This window comes from Parasphingorhabdus marina DSM 22363 (assembly GCF_900128895.1).
Classification (GTDB): domain Bacteria; phylum Pseudomonadota; class Alphaproteobacteria; order Sphingomonadales; family Sphingomonadaceae; genus Parasphingorhabdus; species Parasphingorhabdus marina.
This window is the reverse complement of sequence record NZ_FSQW01000002.1, coordinates 487,603-501,032: the sequence shown is the minus strand read 5'-3', so window position 1 is coordinate 501,032 and position 13,430 is coordinate 487,603. Positions and strand designations below refer to the sequence as shown.

Genomic DNA, 13,430 nt, shown 5'->3' with positions numbered 1-13,430 from the left:
CCGCAGCTTTCCGGGCCGCAAAATGGTCCAACGCAAAAAACGCCGGTGGGCGAAACCTCGCTGACCGACGTGTGAGTTTTACACTCGAAACTGATTTTTGACCACCCGAAGGCAGTCGTGAAACCGCGCTTTAGGCGAAACTCTCCCGGGCTGCAAGCCCTGATTTCGCCGTGGTTTCCTTATCTTAACCAGAAATTGAGGTTTTTTGCTCCATAGGAAGGCCGCATTAACAGTGGGAAAAGAATAGGTCATGGATCCACAGATCTCAGCGTCTGCATCACCCGACCGGGGCAACAAGCATGCTGCAAGTGCCCGCCGTGACGTCTTCACCGGCGCCATTGTCATCGTCGCGATCCTGATGTTCGTAGGAACCGGCGGCACGGTATTGTCCGATGCCATCGCCTCGCTCTCGGGCTATGGTGCGGCCAGCGACAAGATGCTGGTTTCGGCATTCTTGCTCAACATCGCGCTTATTTTGTTTGGCTGGCGGCGTTATCGTGATCTCACCAACGAGGTTTCCGAGCGGAAGGCTGCGGAAGAACGGGCGCAATCTCTCGCTGCTACTGATCCTCTGACCGGATTTCTCAACCGCCGCAGTCTGGCGGAGCGGACGTCGGAGATGATCAAGAAAGCGCAGCGGAAAAACAAGAGCATTGCGTTTCTCATGCTCGATCTCGACAATTTCAAGACCGTGAACGACGTACATGGTCACAGTGCCGGTGACATAGTGCTGAAAGAGGTCGCGCGGCGTATTGCCCACAGCCTGCCGACAAACAATCTGGTTGCCCGTCTTGGTGGCGATGAATTTGCCTGTGCATTTCTTTTTGATCCCGATCAGCCGGAAATGGTCGACAGGATAGCTGACGACCTGATCGAAAATATTGCTGCCCCGATTGTCGAGAATGGCAATCATCTGGTGGTGACGACGTCGATCGGGATGTCGCGCTTCGATTATGAAGCCGATGACGTCGAGGTTCTTATGCGGCGGGCGGATATCGCCATGTATGGAGCCAAGAAACAGGGCCGCAACCGGTTCTGCTGGTTCGATAGCTCGATGGAACAGGAACTGCAGACCCGCAACACCATCGAATCCGGTATGCGCAAAGGCATCCCCGCTGGCGAGTTTGTGCCCTATTACGAGCAGCAGATTGACCTCGCGACCGGCAAGTTGACCGGTTTTGAAATGCTCGCCCGCTGGGAATCCCCGACCCAGGGTCTGGTTTCGCCGGAAGTTTTCATTCCGATTGCCGAAGAAACCGGCATGATCGGCGACCTCTCGCTCAGCATCATGCGCCAGGCCTTTGAAGACGGGAAATCCTGGGATCCGAGCCTCAGTATTTCGATCAATATTTCTCCGGTTCAGTTGCTCGATCCCTGGCTCGCCCAGAAAATTGTCAAGCTGCTTGTTGAAACCGGTTTCCCGCCGACGCGTCTGGAAATCGAGATTACCGAGAGTTCCCTGTTTGAAAATCTCAGCCTGGCGCAATCCATTGTCGGCAGCCTCAAAAACCAGGGTATTCGCATTTCACTGGATGATTTCGGCACGGGCTACAGTTCGCTTGCCCACTTGCGCGCCCTGCCCTTTGACCGGATCAAGATTGATCGCAGCTTTGTCACTTCCATTCTGGAAAACTCGGAGAGCGCCGCGATTGTGAAGGCCATTACCGGTCTTGGCGAAAGCCTGGGCATGCCGATCACTGCTGAAGGCATTGAAGACAAGGCGATTGAGAACGAATTGCGGAATATCGGCTGTGCCAAAGGCCAGGGCTGGTATTACGGCCGTCCGCTGTCGATGCAGCAGACCCGCAAACTTCTGGCCGAACGCAATTTGTTGCCCGAGCCGGTCACGCCAGTTTCTGAAGATTCGGCAGAGGAGAGTCCGGAACTGCAGGAACAGCCCCGGAAGGCCGGATAAGCAACCCAATTGGAAGGTTGAAACCGGTAAAGCCCAAAGCTGCACTGATTAGCTGGACTTGAGCGGGCTTCGTCCCTAAATCCGCGTCCATGAACAAGGGTGCTTTTCACAAGATGCACGGTCTGGGCAATGATTTTGTCATTGTCGACATGCGCCCGAAAGAATGGGAATTCAGCCCTGTCCAGGCGGCGGCCATTGCACACCGTCAGCATGGCATTGGCTGCGATCAGCTGATTGTTTTGCGCAATTCCGACGCCGCTGACGTCCGCATGCAGATTTTCAACGCCGATGGCGGAGAAGTCGAAGCCTGCGGGAATGCGGCTCGATGTGTAGCCAAGCTCCTGGGAGACAAAACCACCATCGAGACGTCCGGTGGCCTGATTTCGGGAAATGCGACGGGTGAAGGTGCCATTGTTGATATGGGAGAGCCCCGGTTTGAATGGGACGCCATTCCCCTCTCCTATGCGATGGACACACTCCATATGCCGGTTGGCTGGGAAGATTTGCAAGACCCGGCTGCGGTTAATGTCGGAAATCCCCATGTGATCTTTTTTGTGGATGACAGCAGTGAAATTGCGCTCGATCGGCTCGGTCCAATGATCGAGATTGACCCCCTGTTTCCCGAAAGGGTCAATGTCAATGTGGCGCATGTCACCGAAGAAACAGTGCATTTGCGGGTCTGGGAACGCGGTGTCGGTCTGACCCGTGCCTGTGGCACTGGAGCCTGTGCGACAGCTGTGGCGGCGATCCGCCGTGGCCTGGTTTCCAGTCCGGTTTCCGTGCATCTTCCGGGCGGTGAACTGAAGATCAGCTGGAACGAGGGTGGACCGATCCTGATGGAAGGCCCGACAACCCATGTTTTTACCGGCGAAACTGACTGGGATCAGTTCGGATGAGCGGGCCCGATATTGTCAGTATGGGATGCCGCCTCAATATCGCGGAAAGCGAGACAATCCGGCAGCGCCTGAAAACGGCTAATGTCAAGGCTGATGAACTGGTTATCATCAACAGCTGCGCGGTGACCAACGAAGCGGTGCGGCAATCACGCCAGGCGGTCCGGCGTGCGCGGAAAGCCAGCCCCGACAAGAAAATCGTGGTCACGGGCTGTGCGGCGCAGATCGATCCGGTCATGTTCGGTGACATGCCCGAAGCGGACGCTGTCGTGGGCAATTTTGACAAATATGATCCCGCCAGTTTCAAATTTGGACTGGAAACCAACCAGTCGGACATCCGCGTTTCGGACATCATGCAGGTGAAGGAAACGGCGCCGCACATGATCAGCGCTTTTGCTGAACGGTCGCGCGCCTTTGTCGAGATCCAGAACGGCTGCGACCATCGTTGCACCTTTTGCATCATCCCCTATGGCCGCGGAAACAGCCGTTCCGTGCCGGCAGGCCAGGTTGTGGACCAGATCCGCAAGCTGGTGGATCAGGGGTTTCTGGAGGTCGTGCTCACCGGTGTGGATGTCACCAGCTACGGTCCCGATCTTCCAGGACAACCAACGCTCGGCCAGCTGGTCGAGAGGATCATCACTCATGTTCCCGATCTGCCCCGTCTGCGGCTGTCATCGCTGGATGGAATCGAAATCGACACGCGCCTTTTTGAACTGCTGACTTCTGAAAAGCGGATCATGCCGCATGTCCATCTGTCACTGCAGTCCGGGGATGACCTCATTCTCAAGCGCATGAAACGGCGACACACCCGTCAGCAGGCCATTGAAATGGTCACGCGGCTGAAGGAAGCTCGACCGGAAATAGCGATTGGCGCAGACATCATCGCAGGTTTCCCGACAGAAACGGAAGAGATGTTCCGAAACAGTGTCGATATCGTCGATGCCTGTGACATCGTTCACGGCCATATCTTTCCCTATTCACCCCGTGAGGGCACACCGGCGGCCCGGATGCCGCAGGTCGATGGCACTGCTATCAAACAGCGGGCCAAAATTCTGAGAGACAGGATAGCGGAGAAGAAACGGCAGTTTCAGGCAGACTTGTGCGGTACCGTTCAAAATGTGCTAGCCGAACGGGGCGGAAAAGCTGGATATTCCGAAAATTTTGCCCATATTGCCTTTGAAGAACCTGTTCCCGAAGGCGTGATCATTGCCGTGAAGGTCCGGCATGGCAAAGACGACAAGCTGATTGGAAAACCTCTCTGATGAATGACAAGCCTGGCTGGAAGGACCGACTATTCGGCGGCTTCAGCAAAACTTCTTCCCGTCTGACCGAAAATCTGACCGGCCTGGTGACCAAGGCGAAGCTTGACGAGCAAACGCTCGACGAGATTGAGGACGCGTTGATTGTCTCTGACCTCGGCCCGGCGACTGCAGCATCCATTCGCGAGAAACTGTCTCAGGAACGTTTTGAAAAGGGTCTGAGTGAAGACGCGGTGCGCAAGATCATTCAGGAGGAGATTACCGGAATCCTGGAACCGGTGGCAATTCCGCTGGAAATCGATGCATTTCCCCGGCCCCAGGTCATTCTCGTGATCGGCGTGAACGGATCGGGCAAGACCACCACCATTGCCAAGCTGGCTCATCTGTTCCTCGAACAGGATTACGGGGTGATGCTGGCCGCTGGCGATACGTTCCGGGCGGCCGCCATCGGTCAGCTGAAGGTCTGGGCCGAACGTCTCGGCGTGCCGATTATCAGCGGCAAGGAAGGCGGCGACAGCGCCAGCATTGTTTATGAAGGAGTGAAACAGGCAACCGCGACCGGCATCGACGTGTTAATTGTGGATACAGCCGGGCGATTGCAAAATCGCACCGAACTGATGGACGAACTCGACAAGATCCGGCGGGTTCTTGGCCGGTTGAATCCCGAAGCGCCGCATGATGTGGTGCTGGTGCTGGACGCCACAACCGGTCAGAATGCCCTGTCCCAGATCGAAGTTTTCAGGGAGGTCGCGAAAGTCACCGGCCTGGTGATGACCAAACTGGACGGAACCGCCCGGGGCGGTGTTCTGGTGGCTGCAGCAAAGCAGTTTGAACTCCCCATCCATGCCATTGGTGTGGGGGAAACCATGGAAGACCTGCGGCCGTTTGAAGCGAGCGACCTGGCCGCCGCAATTGCAGGAATTGAAGAATGAGCGAAGCCGCAAGCCAAAACGAACCACAGACGAAAAACCCGCAGGCCGAAAACAAGGGCCTGAACTTTGCGCTCGATTTCGGACCGCTGCTGGTGTTTTTCCTCGTCAATCAGTTCACGCCGGAACCAAAACTGCTCAAAATCCTCGCCGCGACTTCGGCCTTCATGGTCGCGATGATCGCCGCGATTGTCGTGTCTTATGTGAAGCTGGGAAAGATCAGTCCGATGCTCTGGGTTTCCGGCGCACTGGTGACCTTTTTCGGTGCCGCCACCCTGTGGTTTCAGGATGAGACCTTCATCCAGATCAAGCCGACCATCGTCTACATGATTTTTGCCACGGTGCTGATATTCGGCATGTGGACCGGTCGATCGCTGCTCAAGGCGCTGCTGGGCACGGCCTATCCCGGACTTTCTGATGAAGGCTATCGCAAGCTGACAATCAGCTGGACGCTGTTCTTTGTAGGTGCCGCTCTGCTCAACGAACTGGTCTGGCGCACCCAGACCTGGGACTTCTGGGTCGGTTTCAAACTCTGGGGAATGCTTCCCCTCACCTTCCTTTTCGCAATCGCAAATGTCCCGATGCTGATGAAGCACGGACTCGATCTCGGAGAGGATGAGGAAAAGGAAGAGAGTTGAGGCTGGCGGCAGCGACCCTGACAGGTCCCTGCCACCTAATCATGGCATCACTTCATCCCTGATCGGCACGGGACACCCCTTTGCCATCCAGATTCTGGGCGACAAAATCCCAGTCGATCGCATTTTCCAGTAGTGCGGACACATAGGCAGGTCGGGCATTCTGATAGTCGAGATAATAGGCATGTTCCCAGACATCGAGTGTCAGCAGCGGCGCCACGCCATGCGCTACCGGTGTATCCGCATCATGATATGAGGTAATTTCCAGCTTGCCATCATTGAGTACAAGCCAGGCCCAGCCCGATGCGAAATGCCCGGTCGCTTCGGCAGCAAACCGGGATTTGAATTCTTCCACCGATCCGAAATCTGCGACCAGGCGTTCGACAAGTTCTGCCGGGATGTCTTTCTTTTCCGGGCTCAGGCATAACCAGTAGAAGCTGTGGTTCCAGACCTGCGCGGCATTGTTGAACAGCCCACCATCGGCGACCTTTATGATTTCTGACAGTTTCCTGTCGGCATGATCGGTCCCCTCAATCGCCGCATTTGTCTTGGTGACATAGGCATTGTGGTGCTTGCCATGATGATAGTCGAATGTGGCTTCGGAAATCAGATCACCAAATGCAGTCCTGGAATAGGGAAGCGGGGGAAGTTCGAATGTCATGAAACAGGTTCTCCGTTAATTTGATGGTTCTCAACAAACATAATTGCCGTCAAAAGGATGCACGGACAAATGCCCGTATTGTATCCTTTGCTTTTTGCGTGACATCAATCTGCTGAGCGCATAACATTACGAACATGTTACAAGTCGCCTAGGGGAGGTAAAATGGCTAAATTTTTTGGAAATCTCAATCTCGTACTGGTGGTCAGTCTGATACTGACTGTTCTCGTGATGGTTGGTCTTCATCCGGGCCAGATCACGCCCAATTCGGTCATGCGCTGGGCGCATCTGTTTTTCGGCGTGTTGTGGATCGGCCTGCTCTATTATTTCAATTTCGTGCAGGTTCCCCAGATGCCGAACATACCTGACGAGGCCAAACCGGCGGTGACGAAGCATATCGCGCCATCAGCGCTTTTCTACTTCCGCTGGGCGGCGCTGCTGACCGTTGTGACCGGCCTCTTCGTCGCGATGTTCTCTGGCTATCTGGTCGAGTCTCTGACGCTGCAGGCGCCGTTCACGATGATCGGTGTCGGGATGTGGATTGCGATCATTATGGCCGCCAATGTCTGGTTCATCATCTGGCCCAACCAGAAGAAGGTGCTGGGCATTGTCGAAGCAGATGCCGACGCCAAAGCGGGTGCCGCGAAAATGGCGATGATGGCTTCCCGGACCAACACGTTGCTGTCCTTGCCGATGTTCTACACCATGGTGAGCTTCAACGGCGGATAATTCTCACGAAAAACCAATCGGAAAAGGGGGCCGTTGCGCCCCCTTTTTCATGGTCAGGATCCCAGCAGATCGTGACGCTTCAGCGAGTGCCGAAGCTGGTCGTAGGTTAGATTGAGTGCTTTTGCGGTCTGACGCTGATTGTAGCGGGATTTTGCCAGTGCGGATTCCAGTATCCGCTTCTCAAAAGCCTCAACAGCTTCCTTCATGTCGTCCACGGCGGCATAGTCCGGAACTGTGGAGACCGGTTCCGCAGGTATTTCCTGTGCGTGCGAAGAGCTGGATTTCTCATTTTCACCGCTATCCTCAGCCGATTTCTGATGTACCGGCTTCCAGGGTGACTCAAATGGATCAAACACGACATGATCCACCGGGCGGCTGTGATCGTTCCACTGATATACGGCGCGCTCTATCACGTTCCGCAGTTCCCGGACATTGCCGGGCCAGTTGTGCCGGTCCAGCGCTTCGGATGCCAGATGCCCAAATCCGGGCCAGGACGGCCATTCCATCTCGGCCGCCATGCGACGTCCGAAATAGTCCGCCAGTACCGGAATATCACCATCGCGATATCTTAGTGGCGGGAGCGTCACGACTTCAAAGGACAATCGGTCGAGCAGGTCGGCACGAAATGTCCCCTCTTCTGCCATTTTCGGCAGGTCGGCATTGGTTGCCGCGACAATCCGGACATCCACCCGAACGGGACGCGACGAACCTATGCGGGTGATTTCGCCATATTCCACCGCGCGCAGCAGACGTTCCTGAGCGGCAGAGGACATCGTGCCCAGTTCATCAAGAAAGAGGGTGCCGCCATCAGCTTCTTCAAACCGCCCTGCCCGGCTTTTGGTTGCCCCGGTAAAGGCGCCGGCCTCATGACCAAATAATTCCGCTTCAATAAGCGTTTCGGGCATGGCTGCACAATTCAATGTGATCAGGGGGCCATCCCACCGGGAACTCAGGCGATGGAGGCGTTCCGCAATCAATTCCTTGCCGGTTCCGCGTTCGCCGATTACAAGGACCGGACGGTCCAGTGGAGCCGCGCGACTGGCCTTTTCGACGGAATCGAGAAACGCCCCTGACTCGCCTATAAACTGACTTTCCCGTTCCATGGCCAATATATAGTGGAAAATCCCACTAAATAGCAATTGTTACTATACGCTATTCAGCCACTTTCTCTATTATTCCTTATATTTCAATAATTTATAAAACTGGCACGCCTCCTGCAATGTTGTTTTCGAACCCGAAAGGGACAGGAAACGCAGACAGATGCAATCGGAGGATAAAATGACCGCACTTTCCAAAATGAGCCGTACAGACATTTCCGCAGTCATTTCTGTCGTGCTTTTTGGCATGACGATCCTGATCAGTGCGGTTGGCCCGGCAGAAGCCCAGGGCACCACGGTCATCGACAGCAACGCGTCTTCCCCAACTGTCAGCTACAAGGCATGACAGACGAAATGGCCGGGACTACTTCCTTCCCCCTTGCCGAAGTCAAGTCCCGGCCACCTTTTCAAATCGAGGACGATCCCATAAAAGGATCGGACAATTACAGGCAAGGCTACAGGCCACCAATCCGGAGCAGCTATATGGGCATTTTTTCAAGAACCCGCGATATCATCGCCGCCAATGTGACCGACATGCTCGATCGGGCGGAAGATCCGTCGAAAATGATCCGCATGATCATCCTCGAAATGGAGGAAACCCTGGTCGAGGTTCGTGCATCAGCTGCCCGCACGATTGCCGACCAGAAGGAAATGCAGCGGCACATCACCAAGCTCAATCAGCTTACCGACGACTGGAACGAAAAAGCCGAACTGGCTTTGTCCAAGGATCGCGAGGATCTCGCCAAGGCTGCCCTGATGGAAAAGCGCAAAGCCTCCGATATGGCAGAGCAGCTGACCGTCGAAATTCAGGTTCTTGATGATGCGCTGCGTGCATCAGAAGAAGATATTTCGAAGCTTCAGAAAAAGCTCCAGGAAGCCCGGTCGCGCCAGAGCAGTCTGGTCAACAGGCTGGAGAGCGCTGAAAACCGCGTGAAACTGCGTGAAATGTATAATGGCGACAAGGTGCAGGACGCCTTCTCGCGCTTCGAATATCTCGAACGCCAGGTCGATTTTGCCGAAGGGCGCGCCGATGCGCTGGGCATGGGTAACGAACCGCAGACGCTGGAAAACCAGATCGCCGCGCTCGAAACCAGCGACAAGGTTGATGACGAGCTGGAAGCAATGAAGGCCGCAATGAAAAAATCAGACAATAATTCAGATAGCAAGGGCGACGCCTAATGGACGATTTCTTTTTCCCCATCATCATAGTGGGCATGTTGTTTATCGCCTTTCCGTGGATCATTTTTCACTATGTCACCAAGTGGAAAACCGCAGCAACGATCACCAACGAAGACGAGCAACTGCTTGATGATCTCCACACGATGGCTCGTCGCCTGGACGAGCGGATGGAAACGATCGAACGGATCATGGCCGCCGACAATCCGGACTGGCGCCAGTCTGCGGCTCTGCCCAAGCCAGGTGCCGAAAGCCCCTCACTCGAAAACTTCGACAAAATCCAGAAAGAAAGGCGCTAAGATGACCAGCACGAGAACCAAATTCTACCTCGACAAACAGCGCGCAAAATGGAGCGGAGTTTGTGCTGGCATCGCCGACTATACAGGCATCAATGTGGTCTGGGTTCGTCTGGCTGCCATCATCGCAACCGTAACTTTCGCCTTTCCCTGGACATTGGTCGCTTACTGGATTGCAGCCAAATCCGCGGATCCAAAGCCGATTGAGCTCTACGGTGATCGGGAAAACCAGCAATTCTGGCAAGGTGTGCGCCAATCGCCGCGCCGGACCGTCCGCGACGTCAAATCCCGTTTCCGGGAAATCGACCGCCGCCTCGCCGACATGGAGTTATATTATACCAGCAGCAATACGCAGCTTTCGAACGAAATTGAGAAACTGCGCTGAAAGAGACGATCAGGGAGGGAGTGAAACATGGGACCAGATCCGGAAGGCATATTCACCGCAGGCATACTGGTCGGTATTTTCGCCACCCTGTTTGTCCAGTGGTTCGGTCGGCGGAAAGCCCGAAAGGCCGTGGAAGCGGCAACGCAGAACCAGGACCTGCAGCAGGACAAAACTTCACATGATGCGGACATCAAGCGACTGCAGGAACGCCTCGCAGTGATGGAACGGATCGCCACTGACCCGGGCGTCAAGACCGCCCAGCAAATCGAACAGCTTCGCGAAGAAGCCAATAGGGAGAAAGCATAATGGATTGGGGAAGCCCGTCATTTGTCATCGCCATCGTCGCCATCAGCACCGTAGGCTGGCTGGTCAGCAGCTGGATCCGGGCAAAACATGGTTACCCGCTCGAGAATGAATGGGGTGGTCATACCGAGAAAGCCGGTCCGGACGAACAGCGCAAAATTGAACTGCTGTCCAATGAGAATGCAGAACTGGTCGGCAAGATCGATCGCTTGCAGGAACGGTTGCAAGTTCTGGAACGCATTGCCACCGATCCGGCGAAACGGACGGCGGAAGAAATTGAAGCGCTGAGGGAGAAGAACTGATGGATCCGGACAAGATTGCCTTGCTGAGTGAAATCTTCCCCTTTGCCGTCGTCATCACCCTGATTGCGGTTGGCGGATGGGTCACCACAACCTGGTTGCGGATCAAGAACGGGTATCCCCTGGAAAACCAGTGGGGCAAGGCGGTCTATCCCAAAACGGATCAGGAAGCCGTTGAACGTGTCAAATTGCTGACAAACGAGAATGCCGAGCTGCGCGCCGAAATCGGATCGATGAAGGATCGCCTCGCCAATGTCGAACGGATCGTGACCGATGACAGCCACCGGTTGACACAGGAAATTGAACAGCTGCGCGACACGCGGGCCAATTGAGGGACGGACAATGGACATAACCTATATCGCATTGATGATACCCTTTGCCGGGATAGCTCTGGGGGCCTTCGCGGTGTGGACCGATCACCAGCGCAAAGTGCTCGACAAACAGGCGGAAATGTCTGCGGAGAAGGCGGCGCAATATGCCGCCAGCAACCAGAAGCTGGAACAGCGTGTCCGTGTTCTGGAGCGGATCGTGACCGACAAGGGCTTTGATCTGTCGATGCAGATTGAAGACCTGCGGGATGATACACAGACGAAGGAACTGAACTGATGTTTGAAGCTTGGGTACTGATACCATTGGCACCATTTCTTCTGGCCGGGCTGGCGATATGGACCAGGCACCAGAGCAAGATGGCAGAAAAATACGGTCATCTGCCGAAGGGGATCAGCGAGGACACCGATCGGATGCGGGAGGAGATGCAATATCTCAAGGACCGCGTCGCGACACTGGAGAAGATAGCAACGGACGGACGTGAATCACGTCTGCTTGAAGACGAGATTGAAAAACTGCGGGACCGGTAAGGCCGCAATCAGGAGGGACAATTGGATAATCCGTTTGAAATGGTTTTTGGAATAATACTGGTGATCGCAATTGCCAGTGTCTTGAAATCCCGGTTTCGCGCCAAGAACGGCATCATCGAAGACCGAAAAGGCAATGTTATCGCGACACAGGACCCGGATTCCGAAAAATTGCGGGAAGAGGTGCAATATCTGAAAGAGCGGGTCGCAACGCTGGAGAAGATCGCCACGGATGATCGCGGCGCCCGGCAACTCACGGACGAAATCGAGAAATTGCGCGACCGGTAGGACGGTTGGCTGTTGAAGTAGGAAAGAAGGACAAGCAAGATGCCAGAATCAACCATATATCTGCTGACCGCTGCTTTCACTGTCATAGGCGTGACAGCAGTATCCCTTGTTGCCTTGCGTGGCTGGCGTGACTGGATCGCGCTGAAGACCCGGGAACTGGAGCAACAGCGTGCGGATTCCCCGCCGACCGCGACGTCGCGCATTGAGGTTGCGGATCTCAAGGAACGCATTCGCAAGCTGGAGGCGATTGCCGCCGGTGTGGAGCTGTAAGATTAATTGATGACGTACCGTTCCTGCCCTGCTAGCGGGCGGGAATGAGCAAGATAGACGACCTGATTGAAGAATATGAGTTTCTCGAAGCTGATGACCGATACCGGCTTCTGATTGATCTGGGCAAATCCCTGGAAGACATGCCCGACCCCCTCAAAACCGATGCAACGCTGGTCCGAGGATGTTCCGCGTCCGTTTGGGTTTATCCCACATTGACCGATGATGGACAGCTGCATTTTCTGGCGGACAGCAATGCTGCGATTACCAAGGGCATTATCGCACTGGTTCTGGAAACGGTTCAGGACAAGTCTGTCGATGACGTGCTGGCCACAGATATCACGGAAAAGCTGGCACCATTTGATCTCAAAAATCAGCTGAGTTCCAACCGGACCCAGGGAATTCCCAATATGATCGCGTTGATCCAGGAAACCGCGAGGCGGTATCAATGATAGCAACTCTGCTTTTGTTGGCTACAGCCTCAGATGCCCATCAGCCGGCAAATACGGCTGTTTGCCAGTCGCAAAACGTGCTGAAACACGAACTGCGACTGTCTCCCGAAGATATAGAATCCGCCGAGTTAGGCAATCATTCTGGCAGACCAGTTATCTACCTATTGTTTTCGGAAATCGGCAATCAGCGCTTCATGACCATTCAAAAAGGGCGCATTGGGAAATCCATTGCTCTTTGTTTCAAAGGCAAGCTGATCTCTGAACCGGTCTTGAGAGAGTATTTATACGGAGGTTCAGTACAAATTAGTGGCGGCTTCACGATTGAAGAGGCGGAAAAACTGACAGTTGGTCTCCGCGGCCAAAAAAAAAAGCGTTAGCTCGGCTTCCAGACCCGGCGCTCTTCGGCGACTTTCAGCACATCGAAGGCCGCCTGGGCAGCTTGAAATTTCCTGGCCGCTTCTTCGTCCCCGGGATTGACGTCCGGGTGATATTCCTTGGCCATCGCGCGCCAGGCCTTTTTTACCGTTTCGAAATCGACATCAGGCGTCAGGTCAAAAATCTCCAGCGCGGTCATCTCGTCTCTTGATCGGCTGCCGTCGCCGGACCCCATCCAGCTATAATGTTTCGCTTCCTGATAGGCATTGGCATCCCGGGTTTCATCGGCTTCACGCTTTGCGCGCTCTTCCTTGTCGAGCCCTTCGAAATAGTCCCATCCGCGATTATATTCCGCGGCATGCTTTTCACAGAAATACCAACGTTCGGGACTGTTGGGTGATTTGGGAGCCGGGCAGTCTCCGGGTTCATTGCACCCGTGACGATCACAGATCCGCACCTGTTGCGCTTCCCGCGAACTGTCATAGCTGCCCCAGCGGGGAAAGCCCCAGTTATCTGATCGTCTGGCTTTGGGCATGACTCTTCTTTAACAAAGCGTCAGTTGCATCGCTAGCGCAAAAAATCCGACCAGTTAAGTTGATGCATTTGAGCAGTTTTTGATT

General features: G+C 54.8%; 22 protein-coding genes. 19 read left to right on the top strand and 3 right to left on the bottom strand.

Going from position 1 to position 13,430, the window contains the following annotated elements:
- Positions 1-250: 250 nt before the first annotated feature.
- From BUQ90_RS12125 to BUQ90_RS12105, 5 genes are all read left to right on the top strand, one after another.
- Positions 251-1,915, top strand: a complete 1,665-nt coding sequence (locus BUQ90_RS12125) for a putative bifunctional diguanylate cyclase/phosphodiesterase (protein WP_074205447.1) — start codon at positions 251-253, stop codon at positions 1,913-1,915.
- Positions 1,916-2,004: 89 nt separating this feature from the next.
- Positions 2,005-2,811 carry a diaminopimelate epimerase gene (gene dapF / locus BUQ90_RS12120; protein ID WP_074205446.1) on the top strand — a complete coding sequence of 269 codons (807 nt, stop codon included), beginning with the start codon at positions 2,005-2,007 and terminating at the stop codon, positions 2,809-2,811.
- Positions 2,808-4,070 carry a tRNA (N(6)-L-threonylcarbamoyladenosine(37)-C(2))-methylthiotransferase MtaB gene (gene mtaB, locus BUQ90_RS12115; protein ID WP_074205445.1) on the top strand — a complete coding sequence of 421 codons (1,263 nt, stop codon included), beginning with the start codon at positions 2,808-2,810 and terminating at the stop codon, positions 4,068-4,070. The genes dapF and mtaB overlap by 4 nt, the downstream gene beginning before the upstream one ends.
- Positions 4,070-4,999: a signal recognition particle-docking protein FtsY gene (ftsY, locus tag BUQ90_RS12110; protein WP_074205444.1), complete on the top strand. Its 930-nt coding sequence runs from the start codon at positions 4,070-4,072 to the stop codon at positions 4,997-4,999. Before mtaB ends, ftsY begins: the two co-directional genes overlap by 1 nt.
- Entirely contained in the window at positions 4,996-5,634 is a 639-nt protein-coding gene (locus BUQ90_RS12105) for a septation protein A (RefSeq protein ID WP_074205443.1), read from the top strand. The genes ftsY and BUQ90_RS12105 overlap by 4 nt, the downstream gene beginning before the upstream one ends.
- 52 nt (positions 5,635-5,686) lie before the next feature.
- Here BUQ90_RS12105 and BUQ90_RS12100 read toward each other — a convergent pair whose 3' ends face one another.
- Positions 5,687-6,292, bottom strand: coding sequence for a superoxide dismutase (locus BUQ90_RS12100; protein ID WP_074205442.1), 606 nt, complete (start codon positions 6,290-6,292; stop codon positions 5,687-5,689).
- Positions 6,293-6,454: 162 nt separating this feature from the next.
- Between BUQ90_RS12100 and BUQ90_RS12095 the strand changes: the two genes are divergently transcribed.
- Positions 6,455-7,018: a urate hydroxylase PuuD gene (locus tag BUQ90_RS12095; RefSeq protein WP_074205441.1), complete on the top strand. Its 564-nt coding sequence runs from the start codon at positions 6,455-6,457 to the stop codon at positions 7,016-7,018.
- Between the two features lie 53 nt (positions 7,019-7,071).
- On the opposite strand, the gene pspF is transcribed toward BUQ90_RS12095, so the two are convergent.
- A complete protein-coding gene (gene pspF, locus BUQ90_RS12090) occupies positions 7,072-8,121 on the bottom strand; it encodes a phage shock protein operon transcriptional activator (RefSeq protein WP_074205440.1) in 1,050 nt (349 codons plus the stop codon).
- A 175-nt stretch (positions 8,122-8,296) separates the two neighbouring features.
- Here pspF and BUQ90_RS17700 point away from each other — a divergent pair, with 175 nt between their 5' ends.
- The 13 genes from BUQ90_RS17700 (at position 8,297) to BUQ90_RS12025 (ending at position 12,812) form a co-directional block, all read left to right on the top strand.
- On the top strand, positions 8,297-8,461 hold the full coding sequence (locus BUQ90_RS17700; protein WP_159437100.1) for a hypothetical protein: 165 nt from the start codon (positions 8,297-8,299) through the stop codon (positions 8,459-8,461).
- Positions 8,462-8,598: 137 nt separating this feature from the next.
- On the top strand, positions 8,599-9,294 hold the full coding sequence (gene pspA / locus BUQ90_RS12080) for a phage shock protein PspA (RefSeq protein ID WP_074205438.1): 696 nt from the start codon (positions 8,599-8,601) through the stop codon (positions 9,292-9,294).
- Positions 9,294-9,590 (top strand): envelope stress response membrane protein PspB, encoded by a 297-nt coding sequence (pspB, locus tag BUQ90_RS12075; RefSeq protein ID WP_074205437.1) that lies wholly within the window; start codon positions 9,294-9,296, stop codon positions 9,588-9,590. The genes pspA and pspB overlap by 1 nt, the downstream gene beginning before the upstream one ends.
- 1 nt (position 9,591) lies before the next feature.
- Entirely contained in the window at positions 9,592-9,972 is a 381-nt protein-coding gene (gene pspC / locus BUQ90_RS12070; protein ID WP_074205436.1) for an envelope stress response membrane protein PspC, read from the top strand.
- A gap of 27 nt (positions 9,973-9,999) precedes the next feature.
- Positions 10,000-10,278: a hypothetical protein gene (locus tag BUQ90_RS12065; RefSeq protein ID WP_074205435.1), complete on the top strand. Its 279-nt coding sequence runs from the start codon at positions 10,000-10,002 to the stop codon at positions 10,276-10,278.
- Positions 10,278-10,577, top strand: a complete 300-nt coding sequence (locus tag BUQ90_RS12060; protein ID WP_074205434.1) for a hypothetical protein — start codon at positions 10,278-10,280, stop codon at positions 10,575-10,577. The genes BUQ90_RS12065 and BUQ90_RS12060 overlap by 1 nt, the downstream gene beginning before the upstream one ends.
- The gene (locus tag BUQ90_RS12055) at positions 10,577-10,906 is read left to right on the top strand and encodes a hypothetical protein (RefSeq protein ID WP_074205433.1); all 330 of its coding nucleotides are present in this window, start codon (positions 10,577-10,579) and stop codon (positions 10,904-10,906) included. The genes BUQ90_RS12060 and BUQ90_RS12055 overlap by 1 nt, the downstream gene beginning before the upstream one ends.
- Before the next feature lie 10 nt (positions 10,907-10,916).
- On the top strand, positions 10,917-11,180 hold the full coding sequence (locus tag BUQ90_RS12050; protein WP_074205432.1) for a hypothetical protein: 264 nt from the start codon (positions 10,917-10,919) through the stop codon (positions 11,178-11,180).
- On the top strand, positions 11,180-11,431 hold the full coding sequence (locus BUQ90_RS12045; protein ID WP_074205431.1) for a hypothetical protein: 252 nt from the start codon (positions 11,180-11,182) through the stop codon (positions 11,429-11,431). Before BUQ90_RS12050 ends, BUQ90_RS12045 begins: the two co-directional genes overlap by 1 nt.
- 21 nt (positions 11,432-11,452) lie before the next feature.
- Entirely contained in the window at positions 11,453-11,716 is a 264-nt protein-coding gene (locus tag BUQ90_RS12040) for a hypothetical protein (RefSeq protein WP_338044538.1), read from the top strand.
- A gap of 39 nt (positions 11,717-11,755) precedes the next feature.
- The gene (locus BUQ90_RS12035) at positions 11,756-11,986 is read left to right on the top strand and encodes a hypothetical protein (RefSeq protein ID WP_074205429.1); all 231 of its coding nucleotides are present in this window, start codon (positions 11,756-11,758) and stop codon (positions 11,984-11,986) included.
- 44 nt (positions 11,987-12,030) lie between these two features.
- Positions 12,031-12,435: a SufE family protein gene (locus BUQ90_RS12030; protein WP_074205428.1), complete on the top strand. Its 405-nt coding sequence runs from the start codon at positions 12,031-12,033 to the stop codon at positions 12,433-12,435.
- On the top strand, positions 12,432-12,812 hold the full coding sequence (locus BUQ90_RS12025) for a SecDF P1 head subdomain-containing protein (protein ID WP_074205427.1): 381 nt from the start codon (positions 12,432-12,434) through the stop codon (positions 12,810-12,812). The genes BUQ90_RS12030 and BUQ90_RS12025 overlap by 4 nt, the downstream gene beginning before the upstream one ends.
- Here the strand turns inward: BUQ90_RS12025 and BUQ90_RS12020 are convergent.
- Entirely contained in the window at positions 12,809-13,345 is a 537-nt protein-coding gene (locus BUQ90_RS12020) for a J domain-containing protein (RefSeq protein ID WP_074205426.1), read from the bottom strand. The two genes, BUQ90_RS12025 and BUQ90_RS12020, sit on opposite strands and share 4 nt — an antisense overlap.
- Positions 13,346-13,430 lie beyond the last annotated feature (85 nt).